Origin of the sequence: Tsuneonella sediminis, from assembly GCF_051912845.1 — a bacterium.
GTDB classification, from domain to species: Bacteria; Pseudomonadota; Alphaproteobacteria; order Sphingomonadales; family Sphingomonadaceae; genus Tsuneonella; species Tsuneonella sediminis.
The window spans coordinates 181,449-196,572 of the sequence record NZ_JBNCBU010000003.1; the positions used below are offsets into that span (position 1 = coordinate 181,449).

13 protein-coding genes and 1 riboswitch are annotated in these 15,124 nt (G+C 66.6%); of the genes, 12 read left to right on the top strand and 1 reads right to left on the bottom strand.

Going from position 1 to position 15,124, the window contains the following annotated elements; genetic code table 11:
- Positions 1-2 precede the first annotated feature (2 nt).
- The 8 genes from ACPV3N_RS12780 (at position 3) to metH (ending at position 9,008) form a co-directional block, all read left to right on the top strand.
- A complete protein-coding gene (locus ACPV3N_RS12780; protein ID WP_440118357.1) occupies positions 3-1,487 on the top strand; it encodes a glycerol-3-phosphate dehydrogenase in 1,485 nt (494 codons plus the stop codon).
- The gene (locus ACPV3N_RS12785; protein WP_440118359.1) at positions 1,484-2,053 is read left to right on the top strand and encodes an NADPH-dependent FMN reductase; all 570 of its coding nucleotides are present in this window, start codon (positions 1,484-1,486) and stop codon (positions 2,051-2,053) included. The genes ACPV3N_RS12780 and ACPV3N_RS12785 overlap by 4 nt, the downstream gene beginning before the upstream one ends.
- Before the next feature lies 1 nt (position 2,054).
- Entirely contained in the window at positions 2,055-2,645 is a 591-nt protein-coding gene (locus ACPV3N_RS12790) for a 3,4-dihydroxy-2-butanone-4-phosphate synthase (RefSeq protein WP_440118361.1), read from the top strand.
- Positions 2,646-2,806: 161 nt separating this feature from the next.
- Entirely contained in the window at positions 2,807-3,331 is a 525-nt protein-coding gene (locus ACPV3N_RS12795) for a DUF305 domain-containing protein (RefSeq protein ID WP_440118429.1), read from the top strand.
- 89 nt (positions 3,332-3,420) lie between these two features.
- Positions 3,421-4,431 carry an ArsR/SmtB family transcription factor gene (locus ACPV3N_RS12800; protein WP_440118363.1) on the top strand — a complete coding sequence of 337 codons (1,011 nt, stop codon included), beginning with the start codon at positions 3,421-3,423 and terminating at the stop codon, positions 4,429-4,431.
- A complete protein-coding gene (gene metF, locus ACPV3N_RS12805) occupies positions 4,428-5,333 on the top strand; it encodes a methylenetetrahydrofolate reductase [NAD(P)H] (RefSeq protein WP_440118365.1) in 906 nt (301 codons plus the stop codon). Before ACPV3N_RS12800 ends, metF begins: the two co-directional genes overlap by 4 nt.
- Positions 5,330-6,376 carry a homocysteine S-methyltransferase family protein gene (locus ACPV3N_RS12810; RefSeq protein WP_440118367.1) on the top strand — a complete coding sequence of 349 codons (1,047 nt, stop codon included), beginning with the start codon at positions 5,330-5,332 and terminating at the stop codon, positions 6,374-6,376. The genes metF and ACPV3N_RS12810 overlap by 4 nt, the downstream gene beginning before the upstream one ends.
- Before the next feature lie 16 nt (positions 6,377-6,392).
- On the top strand, positions 6,393-9,008 hold the full coding sequence (gene metH / locus ACPV3N_RS12815) for a methionine synthase (protein ID WP_440118369.1): 2,616 nt from the start codon (positions 6,393-6,395) through the stop codon (positions 9,006-9,008).
- On the opposite strand, the gene ACPV3N_RS12820 is transcribed toward metH, so the two are convergent.
- On the bottom strand, positions 9,009-10,208 hold the full coding sequence (locus ACPV3N_RS12820; protein WP_440118371.1) for a cation:proton antiporter: 1,200 nt from the start codon (positions 10,206-10,208) through the stop codon (positions 9,009-9,011). It lies immediately after the preceding gene.
- 138 nt (positions 10,209-10,346) lie between these two features.
- Positions 10,347-10,449, top strand: a riboswitch (glycine riboswitch).
- A gap of 170 nt (positions 10,450-10,619) precedes the next feature.
- Here ACPV3N_RS12820 and gcvT point away from each other — a divergent pair.
- From gcvT to gcvPB, 4 genes are read left to right on the top strand one after another with little or no spacing between them, the layout of a single operon-like run.
- The gene (gcvT, locus tag ACPV3N_RS12825; RefSeq protein ID WP_440118373.1) at positions 10,620-11,768 is read left to right on the top strand and encodes a glycine cleavage system aminomethyltransferase GcvT; all 1,149 of its coding nucleotides are present in this window, start codon (positions 10,620-10,622) and stop codon (positions 11,766-11,768) included.
- Positions 11,765-12,136 carry a glycine cleavage system protein GcvH gene (gene gcvH, locus ACPV3N_RS12830; protein ID WP_259962530.1) on the top strand — a complete coding sequence of 124 codons (372 nt, stop codon included), beginning with the start codon at positions 11,765-11,767 and terminating at the stop codon, positions 12,134-12,136. Before gcvT ends, gcvH begins: the two co-directional genes overlap by 4 nt.
- A 33-nt stretch (positions 12,137-12,169) precedes the next feature.
- Positions 12,170-13,531 carry an aminomethyl-transferring glycine dehydrogenase subunit GcvPA gene (gcvPA, locus tag ACPV3N_RS12835; protein WP_440118375.1) on the top strand — a complete coding sequence of 454 codons (1,362 nt, stop codon included), beginning with the start codon at positions 12,170-12,172 and terminating at the stop codon, positions 13,529-13,531.
- Positions 13,528-15,123, top strand: coding sequence for an aminomethyl-transferring glycine dehydrogenase subunit GcvPB (gene gcvPB / locus ACPV3N_RS12840; RefSeq protein ID WP_440118377.1), 1,596 nt, complete (start codon positions 13,528-13,530; stop codon positions 15,121-15,123). Before gcvPA ends, gcvPB begins: the two co-directional genes overlap by 4 nt.
- The last annotated feature ends 1 nt before the right edge of the window (position 15,124 follow it).

Here is a 15,124-nt window from a genome sequence, read left to right on the forward strand (position 1 = left end):
AAATGACCGGCGCGGCCCTTCTTTACGACATCGCGGTGATCGGCGGCGGTGTGAACGGGTGCGGGATCGCGCGCGATGCCGCTGGGCGGGGGGCGAAAGTCCTGCTGCTCGAGGCCGACGACCTTGCCAGCGGCACCTCGTCGAAATCGACCAAGTTGATCCACGGGGGGCTGCGCTATCTCGAGCATTACGAGTTCTCGCTCGTGCGCGAGAGCCTCTCGGAGCGCGAGCGGCTGCTCGCCATCGCGCCCCACATCGCCTGGCCGATGCGCTTTGTGCTGCCCCACGTTCCGGGCCTGCGTCCGCGCTGGCTCGTCCGGGCGGGGCTGTTCCTCTACGACCATATCGGCGGGCGCAAGCGGCTGGCAGGCACCGACAGCATCGACCTGACGTCGCATCCGGCTGGCGCGCCGCTGAAGCAGGAGTTTCGCAAGGCGTTCGTCTATTCCGACTGCTGGGTCGACGATGCCCGTCTCGTCGTTCTCAACGCCCGCGATGCTGCCAACCGCGGGACCGATGTTCGCACCCGCTGCCCGGCCACCCGGCTGGCGCGCGAGGGCGATCAATGGCGTATCGAGGCGGGCGGCGAGACCTTTTCGGCGCGCGCCGTCGTCAACGCGGCGGGGCCCGCGGTGCTCGACGTGCTCGAGGCAGGCGACCTGCGGCCCGACCGGGCGATGCGGCTCGTACGCGGTTCGCACATCGTGGTCGGCAAGCTGTTTGACCACCCGTTCGCCTATTTTTTCCAGTTGCCGGATGGCCGGATCTTCTTCGCCATACCATACGAGGACGATTTCACGCTGATCGGGACCACCGACGTCGACCACGACGGCGGACCGGTGAAAGCGAGCGCAGAGGAAATCGCCTACCTGTGTGACGGGGCGAGCCGGTTCTTCCGCCGGGAAGTGACCCCGCAGGACGTGGTCTGGACTTATTCGGGAGTGCGGCCGCTGATCGACGACGGATCCGGGCGGCCCGAAGCGGCGACGCGCGGCTACCAGCTCGACCTGTCCGAACCGGAGGAAGGCGCACCGCTGCTGACGGTCTACGGTGGCAAAATCACGACGTACCGACATCTCGCCGAGGATGCTCTCGAGCTGCTCGGCGCGCGTCTTGTGGAGGTTCAGGGCGAGGGCTGGACGGCGGATGTCCCGCTGCCGGGAGGTGATTTTGCGGTCGGCGCCACGGATGAGCTTGCAGCCGACTTCTCGCGGCGTTTCCCGTTCCTCTCCGAGGCGTCGCTCCGGCTCGTGCGGGCCTATGGCACAGACGCCTTTGCGATCTTCGACGGGACTGCAAGCCTCGACGACTGCGGGCGGACCTTCGGCCACGGCCTGACCGAGCGCGAGGTCCGCCATCTCGTTACCCGGGAATGGGCCCGCGACGCCGAAGATGTGCTTTGGCGGCGGAGCAAGCTCGGGCTACGGTTTACGCCCGCGCAGGTGCGAGCGCTCGACGAATTCGTGCAACAGGAGTTTTCCGGGTGACCATCAAGATCGTTGCCGTCGGGGGCACGGTGAATCCCGGCAACTCGACCGAGCAGGCGCTTCGCCTGGCGGCCTCGACCGCTGCCGATGCGGGAGCCGACGTCACGGTATTCGGCAGCGAATACCTGCGCGCGTTGCCACACTATCGGGGGGAAGGATACGGGATCGAGGACGGGGCCGAGTTCGTCGAGGCGGTACGCCAGGCGGACGGGGTCATCGTCTCCGCCCCCGGTTATCACGGGTCGATATCCGGTTTGGTCAAGAACGCCCTCGACTACCTCGAGGATCTGGCAAAGGACGAGCGGCCTTATCTGGACGGCCGCGCGATCGGGCTGATAGCGACCGCCTATGGCGACCAGGCGAGCATGAGCACGCTCCAGACGCTCCGCTCGGTGGTCCACGCGCTGCGAGGATGGCCAACCCCCATGGGCGCGACCGTGCGCGTCTATCAGGGCCTGTTCTCGCCCGACGGGGAATGCCTCGAGGATCGCGCCCGGATGCAGCTGCAGATGGTCGGCAGCCAGACCGTTCGCGGCGCGCGCGCGCTTTCGCGGCTGGGGCAGTAGGATGGCGTCGAACCTGGAAAAGGCGCTCGGGGCGCTGGCGGCCGGACGGATGATCGTCATCACCGGTGACGAGCATCGCGGGGGAGACATCGATTTCTGCTGTCCCGCGCGGGGTGCGACCGCCGAGGCGATCAACTTCATGGCTCTCCACGGGCGCGGACTCGTCTGTCTCGCGATAACCCCGGCTCGCGCCATCCGCCTCGGCATCGAACTGATCAACCCGGGTCGCGAGAACCAGTCGGGGCGTCCGCACGGCCGCTCGATCGAGGCGGCGAGCGGCGTCAGCACCGGCATTTCCGCTGCCGACCGGGCGCACACCATCCGGGTTGCGGCGGCGGACGACGCCACCGCCAGCGACCTGATCTCGCCCGGGCACGTGTTCCCCCTCATCGCGCGCGAAGGCGGCGTGCGCGAGCGTCGCGCGGCGACCGAGGCCTCGATCGAGGCCTGCCGCCGGGCGGGGGCGGGCGATGCCGCGGTGATCTGCTCGATTATGCGCGACGACGGGGAAATGGCGCGGATAGACGACATTGCAGGTCTGATCGCGGAGCACGGCCTGCCCGTTCTCGACATCGCAGATCTCCTGGGCTGAGGCGGCCGTCCACCCGGATGCGGATTTGCCGCATCGGAAACCACGTGCGCATGAGCCGTTATCTTCTCTGAACAAGGGGAGAAAATGCAGTGGCAAGGAGCCATCGGAACGGCCAAAGGACCACTCCCGCAGGCGACGGGCCTTACGTGAAATTCATGGCGATGATCGGCACCTCGACGGTGGTGATGTTCGTCCTCATGTACCTGAACACCTATTCGATCGACCACGTATTCTGGAGCGAGACGCGCTTCTGGATGGCGTTCGTGATGGGCGCGGCAATGATGGTCGTCATGCTCCTTTTCATGTGGGGCATGTACAAGAGTACGACCAAGAACGCCGTTATTCTCGGCACCGCGGCGGTCGTCTTCGCGTTGGCGCTGTGGCTGGTGCGCAGCCAGTCGACCGTGACCGATACCGAGTACATGCGGGCGATGATCCCCCACCACTCGATCGCGATCATGACCAGCGAACGGGCCCACATCCGCGACCCCCGCGTCCGCGAACTGGCCAAGGACATCATCATCGCGCAGCGCCGCGAGATCGCCGAGATGAAGTACCTCATCACCGACATCGAAAATAACGGGGTGCGGACAGGCGAGCCTATGGCGCCGGCCTCCTCCGAACCGACCTCAGGGCGCTTACAGGATAGCGCGGAGCGAAACAGCCGCGCAGGAGAAAGGCAATAAGGCATCTCGCCCAGGCAATCCCTGAGGAATTGTGTCGGCGATAGACATCCCTGCTTGACTTTCACATATAAAGATACCTTTATATCCGCATGGCGATCGAAACGGTCATGCGCGCTTTAGGCGACCCGACCCGGCTGCGGATCATGCGGCTGATCGGGACCATGGAGCTCGCCGTGGGGGAACTCGCGCACGTGCTGGGGCAGAGCCAGCCGCGCGTCTCGCGTCATGTCGCAATCCTTGCCGACGCGGGCCTCGCCGAGCGGCGGCGCGAGGGGAGCTGGGTGTTCCTGCGCCAGTCGCAGGCTGCAGGCCAAGCAACGGCGACGGCGGTGGCCCGCCTGCTCTCCGCCGCCGAAGACGAAGACGACGCGTTCGCCCGCACGTGCGAGGAGGACCGCCGTCATCTTGCCGCTATCCGCGGTGCGCGCGAGCAGAACGCCGCCGAGTTCTTTGCCCGCCATGCCAGCGAGTGGGATCGCCTGCGCGCACTGCTCGCGCCCGCCGAAGCGGTCGAGGCGGCGCTCGTCGCGGCGCTCGATGGCGAGGAGTTGGGCGAAGTCCTCGACATCGGCACTGGCACCGGACGGATCGCGGAGTTGCTCGAACCGGACGCCGCCGCAGTGACCGGCGTTGACAAGAGTCCCGAGATGCTGCGGCTTGCCCGCGCGCGGCTCCAGAACCTTCCGACCGGGCGCATCGAGCTGGTGCAGGGCGATTTCGCCGCGCTGCCGTTCGAATCGAACCGCTTCGACACCGTCATTTTCCACCAGGTGCTCCACTACGCGCAGCAGCCGGATTATGCGCTGGCCGAGGCGGCCCGCGTCTGCCGCGAGGGCGGTCGGATCGCGATCGCAGATCTGGCTGCGCACGACCGCGAGGAATTGCGCCGCACCCATGCGCATGCCCGGTTGGGGTTTGCCGACAAGCAGATGCAGGCGATGCTGGCCCGGCACGGCTTCGCATGCGGATCGATCGCCACTGTGGAAGGGGGAGAACTGGCCGTGAAGGTCTGGACCGCAAAGCGAACCACCCCCGCAGTTCCGCGCATTGGCGGCGGGCGTGAAGCCGCCGAATCCGGGCGGCGGGTGGCCACGCGATGAACGCCGAGATCGCGCGCGGCGCGCCGCTCTATGCCTCGCTGCCCGGCGACATCGGCGTGAGCTTTGAATTCTTTCCGCCGAAAACCGAGAAAATGGCCGAAACGCTGTGGTCGAGCGTGGAGACGCTTGCTCCCTTGCGCCCCGATTTCGTGTCGGTGACTTACGGTGCCGGCGGATCGACCCGCGAGCGGACTCATGCCGCGGTCGAACGGATCATCCGCGAGACCGGCATTCCCGCCGCCGCGCACCTCACTTGCGTCGACGCCACGCGCGACGAGATCGATGCGATCGCCCGGGAATACTGGGACATCGGCGTGCGCCATATCGTCGCGTTGCGCGGCGATACGGCGGATCCGGGCGCCGCATATGCCCCGCACCCTGAAGGGTACGAAAACGCAGCCGACCTGGTTGCCGGCCTCAAGCGGATCGCTCCGTTCGAGATTTCGGTCGGCGCCTATCCCGAGAAACACCCCGACAGTGCGGACGAAGTCGCGGACCTCGATAACCTGAAGCGCAAGATCGATGCCGGGGCGACCCGCGCAATCACCCAGTTCTTCTTCGAGCCCGAGTGCTTCTTCCGCTTCCGGGACAAGGCAGCCGCCGCCGGAATCGATGCCGAGATCGTTCCGGGCATCATGCCGGTGATGAGCTTCGCGTCGGTTCAGCGGATGAGCGGGCTGTGCGGCACCGCCATCCCGCACTGGATGGAGACGCTGTTCGACGGCCTCGACGACCGTCCGGCCGCGCGCCAGCTCGTTTCGGCGACGGTCGCGGCCGAGCTGTGCCGCCGCCTCTACGCCGGCGACGTGCGCAAATTCCATTTCTACACCCTCAACCGGGCCGAACTGAGCTACGCGATCTGCCACCTGCTCGGCCGCCGGCCTGCCGGAGACACGCCATGACCAAGCGCGAGCAGTTCCTTGCCGAGTGCGCCAGGCGCATCCTCGTAACCGATGGCGCGTTCGGGACCGAGATCCAGAGCTGGAAGCTCGCCGAGGCGGATTACGCCGGGTCGCTCGGGCTTGGGCACGACCAGAAGGGCAACAACGACATCCTCGCGCTGACCAGGCCCGAAGTGCCCGAAGCGATCCATCGCGCCTACTTCGAGGCCGGGGCCGACATCGCCGAGACGAACACCTTTTCGGCCAACCGTATCAGCCAGGCCGATTACGGTGCGGAAAACCTGGTGCGCGAGATCAACGTCGAGAGCGCGAAGCTCGCGCGGCGCCTCGCCGACGAGTTCGAAGAGCGGGATGGCCGGCCGCGGTTCGTCGCGGGGGCGGTAGGACCCACCAACAAGACGCTGTCGCTTTCGCCCGACGTCGAGGACCCGGGTTACCGCGAAATCGACTGGGACACTCTTGTCGACGTGTACCGCGAACAGGCAGACGCGCTGGTCGAGGGCGGGGCGGATTTCATCCTCATCGAGACGATCTTCGACACGCTCAATGCCAAGGCCGGCATCATGGCGGTGAAGGAGGTCGAAAGGGCACTGGACCGCGAGGTTCCGGTCATGCTTTCGATGACGCTCACCGACCTCTCCGGCCGCAACCTGTCGGGCCACACGGTCGAGGCGTTCTGGCACGCGGTCCGGCATGCGAAGCCGCTGACGATCGGGCTTAACTGCTCGTTCGGCGCGACCCAGCTCCGCCCGCACGTGAAGACGCTGGCGGAGATCGCCGACTGCCCGATCATGGTCTATCCCAATGCGGGCCTGCCCAACGAGCTCGGCGCCTACGACGAGCGGCCCGACCAGACCGCCGGGTTCGTCCACGAATGGGCGGCGGCGGGGCAGGTCAACGTACTCGGCGGCTGCTGCGGCTCGACGCCCGCGCACATCGCGGCGATCGCCGACAGCGTGAAGGGCGTCGCTCCGCGCGCATTGCCGACGCCGCCGGTCGTGACCCGCCTCGCCGGCCTCGAACCCTTTACGCTTGCCGCCTGACCTACTGGAAATCCCTGTGACTACCGCTGCTGCATCCTCGCGCTTCGTCAATGTCGGCGAGCGGACCAACGTCACCGGGTCGGCGGCGTTCAAGAAGCTCATCATGGCGGGCGATTATGGCCGCGCGGTCGAGGTCGCGCGCCAGCAGGTCGAAAACGGCGCGCAGGTGATCGACGTCAACATGGACGAGGGGCTGCTCGATGCGGTCCACGCCATGACCACCTTCCTCAAGCTCATCGCCGCCGAACCCGACATCGCCCGCGTGCCGGTGATGATCGACAGCTCGAAGTGGGACGTGATCGAGGCGGGTTTGAAGTGCGTTTCGGGCAAGCCGATCGTCAATTCGATCAGCATGAAGGAAGGCGAGGACGCGTTTCTCGATCATGCACGCAAGTGCATGGACTATGGCGCCGCCGCGGTAGTCATGGCGTTCGACGAGACCGGGCAGGCCGACACGAAGGCGCGTAAGGTCGAGATCTGCAAGCGGGCATACGACCTGCTCACCGGCATCGGCTTTCCGCCCGAAGATATCATCTTCGACCCCAACGTTTTCGCGGTGGCAACGGGAATCGAGGAACACGACCGCTACGCGCTCGATTTCATCGAAGCGGTGGCAGAGCTGAAGCAGCTGTGCCCCCACGCACACTTTTCAGGCGGGCTGTCGAACCTCAGCTTCAGCTTCCGCGGCAACGAGACCGTGCGCCGCGCGATGCACTCAGTTTTCCTCTATCACGCGATTCCCGCCGGGCTCGACATGGCGATCGTCAATGCGGGGCAGCTCGACATCTACGACGCGATCGATCCCGTCCTGCGCGACGCGGTCGAGGACGTGATCCTCATGCGCCGTCCGGATGCCACCGAACGGCTCATCGCGCTCGCCGAAAGCTTCAAGGGTCGATCAGCTGCCGACGAAAAGGCAGCGGAGGAATGGCGTGGTTGGCCCGTCGGGCGGCGTCTCGAACACGCGCTGGTCAAGGGCATCGATGCCTACGTGGTCGAAGACACCGAAGAGGCCCGGCTTAGGAAAGACCGCCCCATCGAGGTGATCGAAGGCCCGCTCATGGACGGTATGAACGTGGTCGGCGACCTGTTCGGATCGGGCAAGATGTTCCTGCCCCAGGTGGTGAAATCAGCACGCGTGATGAAGAAGGCGGTTGCGCACCTTATTCCGTTCATCGAAGCGGAAAAGGAAGCTTCCGGCCTTGCCGACCAGTCGAAGGGCCGGATCGTGATGGCGACCGTCAAGGGCGACGTCCACGACATCGGCAAGAACATCGTCGGCGTCGTGCTCCAGTGCAACGGATACGAGGTGATCGACCTCGGCGTTATGGTGCCCTGGGCGAAGATCCTCGAAACCGCGATCGACAACGAGGCCGACATGATCGGTCTGTCCGGCCTCATCACCCCCTCGCTCGACGAGATGGTCACCGTCGCCGAGGAAATGGCGCGCGCAGGGATGACGATGCCGCTGCTGATCGGCGGGGCAACCACGAGCAAGGTGCACACGGCTCTCAAGATCGATCCGGTCTATGACGGACCGGTGGTCCACGTGCTCGATGCGAGCCGCGCCGTCGGCGTTGCCAGCCGCCTGCTGTCGGACACCCAGCGCGATGCCTTCGTCGACGACACCGCGCGCGAATACGTCAAGGTGCGCGAAGCGCGCGAAGGCAAGGCGCAGTCGGTCCTGCTCACGCTGGAGGAAGCGCGGGCGAACTACTACGATCCGCGCTACGCCGACAAGCCGGGCGTGCCGCGCCAGCCTGGCGTCCATGCGTTCCCCGACTGGGACCTTGCTGACCTGCGCGGTTATATCGACTGGACGCCGTTCTTCCGCGCGTGGGAACTGCACGGGAATTACCCCGCGATCCTCGACGACGAGGTAGTCGGCGAAACGGCGCGGAGCCTTAAGGCCGATGCCGACGCGATGCTCGACAGGATCGTCTCCGATAAGTGGCTGACGGCCAAGGGCGTTGCGGGCCTGTGGCCCTGCGCACGCGATGGCGACGACGTGACCGTCCACCTCGTCGAGGAAGAGCGACACGTCCTGCTTCCCTTCCTGCGCCAGCAGGTGAAGAAAAGCCGCGACCGCGCGAACATGTGCCTCGCCGACTTCATCGATCCCGCCGGCGACTGGATCGGCGGCTTCGCGGTTGGCATCCACGGCATCGAACCTCATTCGAAGGCCTTCCTCGCGGCGAAGGACGACTATTCGGACATTCTCCTGAAGGCGCTTGCGGACCGGCTGGCCGAAGCGTTCGCGGAAGCGCTGCATAAGCATGTCCGGACCGAGCTGTGGGGTTATGCGCCGGGTGAGCAGTTGACCAATCAGGCGCTCATTCGGGAAGAATACCGCGGCATCCGGCCCGCACCCGGCTATCCGGCATGCCCCGACCACAGCCTGAAGCCTGTGCTGTTCAACCTGCTCGATGCAGAGGCCCATACAGGGATCACGCTGACCGAAAGCTACGCCATGCTGCCCACGGCGGCGGTCAGCGGGTTCTATTTCGGGCATCCGGAGGCCGAATACTTTGGGGTCGCGCGCATCGGGCGCGACCAAGTCGAGGACTATGCCAGGCGCCGCGGCGTGCCGGTAGAGCAGGCCGAGCGCTGGTTGAGGCCGAACCTCGACTGATCAGGCGGAACGGCCCGCGATCCCTTCGAGCCGCTTCAGGATCGGGGTCACCATCGGGATCGTCAGCATCGTGCTCGCGACGGCCATCAGCAACAGCGCGGTGAAGGCCGTGCTGGTGATGATTCCCTTGTCGAGCAGGACGTTGGCGAAGATGATCATGATCAGCGCCATGGTCTGGAGAAGCCAGCCGATCAGGCGGGATTCCCCGGGCTGCCACCCGAGCAGGCGGCCGGCGATCGCGGTGGCGAGCAGCTTGCCGCCGACGGCCGCCGCCAGCAGCAGGGCAGCCGCGCCGAAGACCGCCACGCCTCCGCCGCCCCATTGGGTGCGCAGGCCGGTGGAAAGGAAGAACACGGGCATGACGGTCAGCAGGACGACGCCGCGAAAGCGGTCCATTGCCTCGTGCCCGTACCATTCCGCGTCGAGGATGACCCCGGCAAGGAAGGCGCCGACCATGAAGTGCAGGCCCGACCAGTCACCGGCGAGGCCGCACGCTGCGAGCCAGATCAGGCCCACAGGCCACCTGTCCGCTTCCGGCAGGCGGACCATGAGGCGGCGCATCCCCCAGGCCGCAATCGCGAACCCGACGAGGAACGCGCCCTGGCGGCCGATCCGTTCCCAGTCGAGCAGGATCAGCGCAAGCACGCCCCAGATGGCGATGTCGTCGAGGCTTGCGTAGCGCAGGATGCGTTGTCCCAATTCCTCGCGCAGGACCGCCAGTTTTTCCATGAACAGCACCAGGATCGGCAGCGCGGTCACGGCACAGGCCATGCCTATTCCAAGGACGACCTGCCATGCGTGACCCTCGTCGCCCGCCCACCCGCGCCAGCGAAGAAGGAAAAGTGCAGCGAGTGCGCCGAGAACGAGGGGCACCGCCAGCGCCAGGCCCGCGGTGATCGCGGTCTCCCGCTTGTGTTTCCAGGCCTGGGAAAGATCGAGTTCGACGCCTGCGATCCACACGAACATCATGACCGCCCACCAGGCAACACCATTCAGCGCGCCGATCACTTCGGGGCGGAAAACGAACGCGTAGTAATCCGGGAGCGCGGCCCCCAGCACTCCCGGGCCAAGGAGAATTCCGCCGACGATCTGGACCACGACCAGCGGAGCCCAGTAGTCCGTGCGGAATATCCGCCAGACCAGCCATGGCACGGCGAAGATAATGACCAGCGCGATCAGGTAGATTTCGGTCGTGTTCATCACTTTCGCCCCTAGCTACGGGCGTCCGAAAAGGAAATCGCGGCCAGAGGCCGAAAAATGTCGCCCGGTCGATGCTGGGAGATTGACCGGCGCGCCGGCCTCGCGCAGGGCGGTGCGGTCGCCGGGATGCGAATCCCGACGTCCGCCATGGGAGAGCGTCTGGACCTTGGATGCAAGGCACCAGGCCGCCGAAGGAGCAACCGCCCCGGAAACTCTCAGGCCAAAGGACCGTGGCGGGCCGTGCGATACTCTGGAAAGCGCGCCGTCTGCCGGATGGCGCCACCGACGGTGTAAGCCTCGTCCTCTCGCGAAAAGGGGCGGCGCGGCCAAACTCTCAGGTTTCCCGACAGAGGGGGTAGCGGTTCTGGAGATGTCCTCGCCGGGCATCGGCCGCGCTGTCGGGGATTGCGCGTGAACGATATCGATGAAGGTCCTGAAATCGAACTTGAGGCGCTGCCGCTGGACGGCTGGCACCGCGAACGCGGCGCCCGCATGGTTCCGTTTGCCGGGTACCAGATGCCGATCCAGTACGAGGGCATCCTCGCCGAGCACGATTGGACCCGTAACCATGCCGGGCTGTTCGACGTGTCGCACATGGGCCAGCTCGTCGTCGAGGGCGAGGGCGCGGCCGATGCGCTCGAGGCCCTCCTGCCCGGCGATATCTCGGCGCTGAAACCGGGCAAGGTGCGCTATTCGCTGCTGCTCGACGAAAACGGCGGCATCCTCGACGACCTGATGGTCACCAACGTGACCGAGCAGGGTGGAACGTCGCGGTATTACATTGTCGTCAACGGCGCGACCAAGTGGGACGACATTGCCCACCTGCGCGAGCACCTGCCCGACGAGATCACGCTCACCCATCTCGACGAGCGTGCGCTGCTCGCGCTGCAGGGGCCCGAAGCTGCCGGCGCGCTCGAACGCACGATGCGAGGGATTACCGAGGATTTCGGGTTCATGGAGGCGAAGAGCTGGCAGTTCGGCGAACTCGACCTCATGGTATCGCGCTCGGGCTATACCGGCGAGGACGGGTTCGAGATCTCGGTCGCCGCCGACCAGGTCGAGCAACTCGCCAGGCGCCTGTGTGCCGAGCTGGAGGTCAAGCCGATCGGTCTTGGCGCGCGCGATTCGTTGCGGCTGGAGGCGGGATTGCCGCTTTACGGCCACGACCTTTCGCCCGAAACCGATCCGGTCAGCGCAGGGCTTTCCTTCGTTATCAGCAAGAAGCGGCGCGAGCAGGGCGGCTTCCCGGGTGCCGAGCGCATCCTGAAGCTGCTCGCGGACGGTGCGCCGACGAGGCGCGTCGGCCTTGCGCTGGAAGGCCGCGCTGCCGCGCGCGAAGGGGCAAAGGTATTCTCCGGCGACAGCGAAGTCGGCACCGTCACCAGCGGCGGCTTTTCGCCGACGCTCGGCCATCCGGTCGCGATGGCCTATGTCGATGCCGCGCAGGCCGCCGAGGGTACCGAACTGGCGCTCGAAGTCCGCGGCAAGCGCCTGCCCGCGCGGGTCGTCCCCATGCCGTTCGTTCCGCACCGCTATTTCCGCAAGGGAGCATCCAAATGACGCGTTATTTCACCGAGGATCACGAATGGATCGAGGTTGACGGGCAGACCGCTACCGTCGGCATCACCGACTATGCCCAGAGCCAGCTCGGCGACATCGTCTTCGTCGAGGTGCCCGCCGAAGGCACCAGCGTCGCCAAGGGCAACGAGGCGGCGGTGGTCGAGAGCGTCAAGGCCGCGAGCGATGTCTATTCGCCGGTCACAGGCGTCGTCATCGAAGGCAATCCCGCGCTCGAGGACGATCCCGCGCTGGTCAATTCCGCGCCCGAGGGCGACGGCTGGTTCTTCAAGCTCACGATCACGCAACCCAATGAACTCGACGCGCTCATGGACGCGGAAAAGTACAAGGCGTTCTGCGACAGTCTGTAATCCGAAGGCCGCCGGCCGCACACAAGGTTCGATATGCGATATCTGCCCCTGACCGACGCCGATCGCGGCGAGATGCTCTCCGTTATCGGCGCGCCCGATGTCGACGCGCTGTTCACCGACGTGCCGGCCGCGCACTACCTGAAAGAGCCGATCGAAGGGCTGCCGCTCCACGCCAGCGAGATGGCGGTCGAGAAGCATATGCGGCGGCTGTCGAAGAAGAATCTCGCGGCGGCCGACGCGGCGTTCTTCTGCGGGGCCGGGGCCTATCGCCACCACGTGCCGGCGACCGTCGATCACCTGATCCAGCGGGGCGAGTTCCTGACCGCCTATACCCCCTACCAGCCCGAGATCGCGCAGGGCACGCTGCAAATGCTGTTCGAGTTCCAGAGCCAGGTCGCCCGGCTCTATGGCTGCGCGGTGGCGAACGCATCGATGTACGACGGCTCGACGGCGTGCTGGGAAGCGGTCGCGATGGCCGCGCGGGTGACCAGGAAGAAGCGCGTGGTTCTCTCCGGCGCGCTGCACCCCCACTACGCCGAAACGGTCAGGACGATGGCCAAGTTCACCGAGGACGAGATTGCGGGGGCGCTGCCGACGATGCAGGGCGCACCCGACATCGACGGGCTGATCGCCCGCATCGACGAGGCGACCAGCTGCGTCGTCGTCCAGTATCCCGACATCCTCGGCCGGGTCTACGACATGACGCCGATCGCCGAGGCCGCGCACGCCAAGGGCGCGCTGCTGATCGCGGTCAATACCGAGCCGGTCGCGCTGGGCGCCTGCCGGTCGCCCGGCGAAATGGGCGCGGACATCGTCGTGGGCGAAGGCCAGTCGCTTGGCGTCGGCCTCCAGTTCGGCGGACCGTACCTTGGCCTGTTCGCGGTGCGCGATCCCAAGCACGTGCGCCAGATGCCCGGCCGCCTGTGCGGCGAAACGGTCGATGCCGAGGGCAAGCGCGGCTTCGTCCTCACGCTCTCGACCCGCGAACAGCACATCCGCCGCGAGAAGGCGACGAGCAATATCTGCACCAATTCAGGGCTTTGCGCGCTGGCCTTCACGATCCACCTCACCCTGCTGGGCGAGAAGGGGCTGCGGGCGCTGGCGGCGGAGAACCACCGCCTCACCTGCGTTGCCGCCGACCGGCTGGCCGAGGTGCCGGGAGTCAAGGTCCTCAACGACAGTTTCTTCAACGAGTTCACGATCGTTCTTCCCACCGATGCGCGCGCGGTCGTGCGCACGCTGGCCGAACGAAAGGTGCTCGCCGGGGTATCGCTCGGGCGGCTCTACCCGGGCAACGACGACCTGTCGGGCGGACTGATCGTGGCGGTGACTGAGACCTCCACCGAGGAGGACATCGCGACCCTCTGCTCCGCGCTCAAGGAGGTGCTGGCATGAACGCCCCGAACAAGAGCGGCTGGAAGCCCGAGATGACCCCCGATACCGCCGCCGCGGCGCCGACCGCGACCGGCAACCGCGCGCTGATGCTGGAAGAACCGCTGATCTTCGAGATCGGCGGGAGCGAAACCACCGGCGTCGACCTGCCCGAACCGTCGGGAGGCGCGAACCGCCTTGGCGGAATGGCGCGGACCGAGGCGTTCGGCCTGCCCGGCCTGTCCGAGCCGGAAACGGTTCGCCACTACACGCGGCTGAGCCGGCAGAACTACGCGATCGACCTCGGGCTTTTCCCGCTGGGCAGCTGCACGATGAAGCACAATCCGCGCCTCAACGAAAAGGTCGCGCGGATGCCGGGCTTTGCCGACGTGCACCCGCTACAGCCGGTCGATACCGTGCGCGGCGCGCTCGAGGTGATCAACGAGCTGGCGCACTGGCTGATCGAGCTGACCGGGATGCACGGCGTCGCGATGACGCCCAAGGCCGGCGCGCACGGCGAGCTCTGCGGCATCCTGTGCATTCGCGCCGCGCTCGAGGCGAAGGGCGATGCGCGCAAGGTCATCCTGGTGCCCGAAAGCGCGCACGGAACCAACCCGGCCACCGCCGCCTTTGCCGGCTACGCGGTCGAGGACATTCCGGCGACGCCGGAGGGCCGCGTCGACCTGAAAGCGCTCAAGGCGCGGCTGGGGTCCGATGTCGCGGGCGTCATGATCACCAATCCGAACACCTGCGGGCTGTTCGAGCGCGACATGAAGGCGATCTCCGACGCGGTCCATGCCGCCGGCGGCTATGTCTACTGCGACGGGGCGAACTTCAACGCGATCGTCGGCCGGGTGCGCCCCGGCGACCTTGGCGTCGATGCGATGCACATCAACCTGCACAAGACCTTTTCGACCCCGCACGGGGGCGGCGGGCCGGGTTCGGGGCCGGTGGTATTGTCCGAGGCACTCAGCCCCTATGGCCCGCTGCCGTTCACGGCGCGGCGGCCCGACGGCACGGTCGACCTGATCGAGGAGGAGAACGCCGGCGAGGAGCACCCCCTCAGCTTCGGGCGGATGAGCGCGTTCCACGGCCAGATGGGAATGTTCACCCGCGCGCTTGCCTATATCCTCAGCCACGGAGCGGACGGGCTGCGCCAGGTTTCGGGCGATGCGGTACTCAACGCGAACTACCTGCTGCGCAGCCTGGAGGACGTGCTCGACGCGCCGTTCGCGTTCAGCGGGCCGTGCATGCACGAGGCGCTGTTCAGCGACCGGGGATTCGCCGACGGGCTGACCACGCTCGACCTTGCCAAGGGGATGATCGACGAGGGCTTCCACCCGATGACGATGTATTTCCCGCTCGTGGTCCACGGTTCCATGCTCGTCGAGCCTACCGAGACCGAGAGCAAGGCGGGACTGGACCAGCTCGTAGCCGCACTACGGTCGCTGGCACAGCGCGCGCGGGACGGCGACATGAGCCTCAAGAACGCGCCTGTGCACGCGCCCCGGCGGCGCCTCGACGAGACACTCGCGGCGCGCAAGCCGGTGCTGGCATGGAGTGAGCCCGACGTGCCCGCCGGCCACCCCACCCGCAGCGAACAGGGGGGGCGCTGAT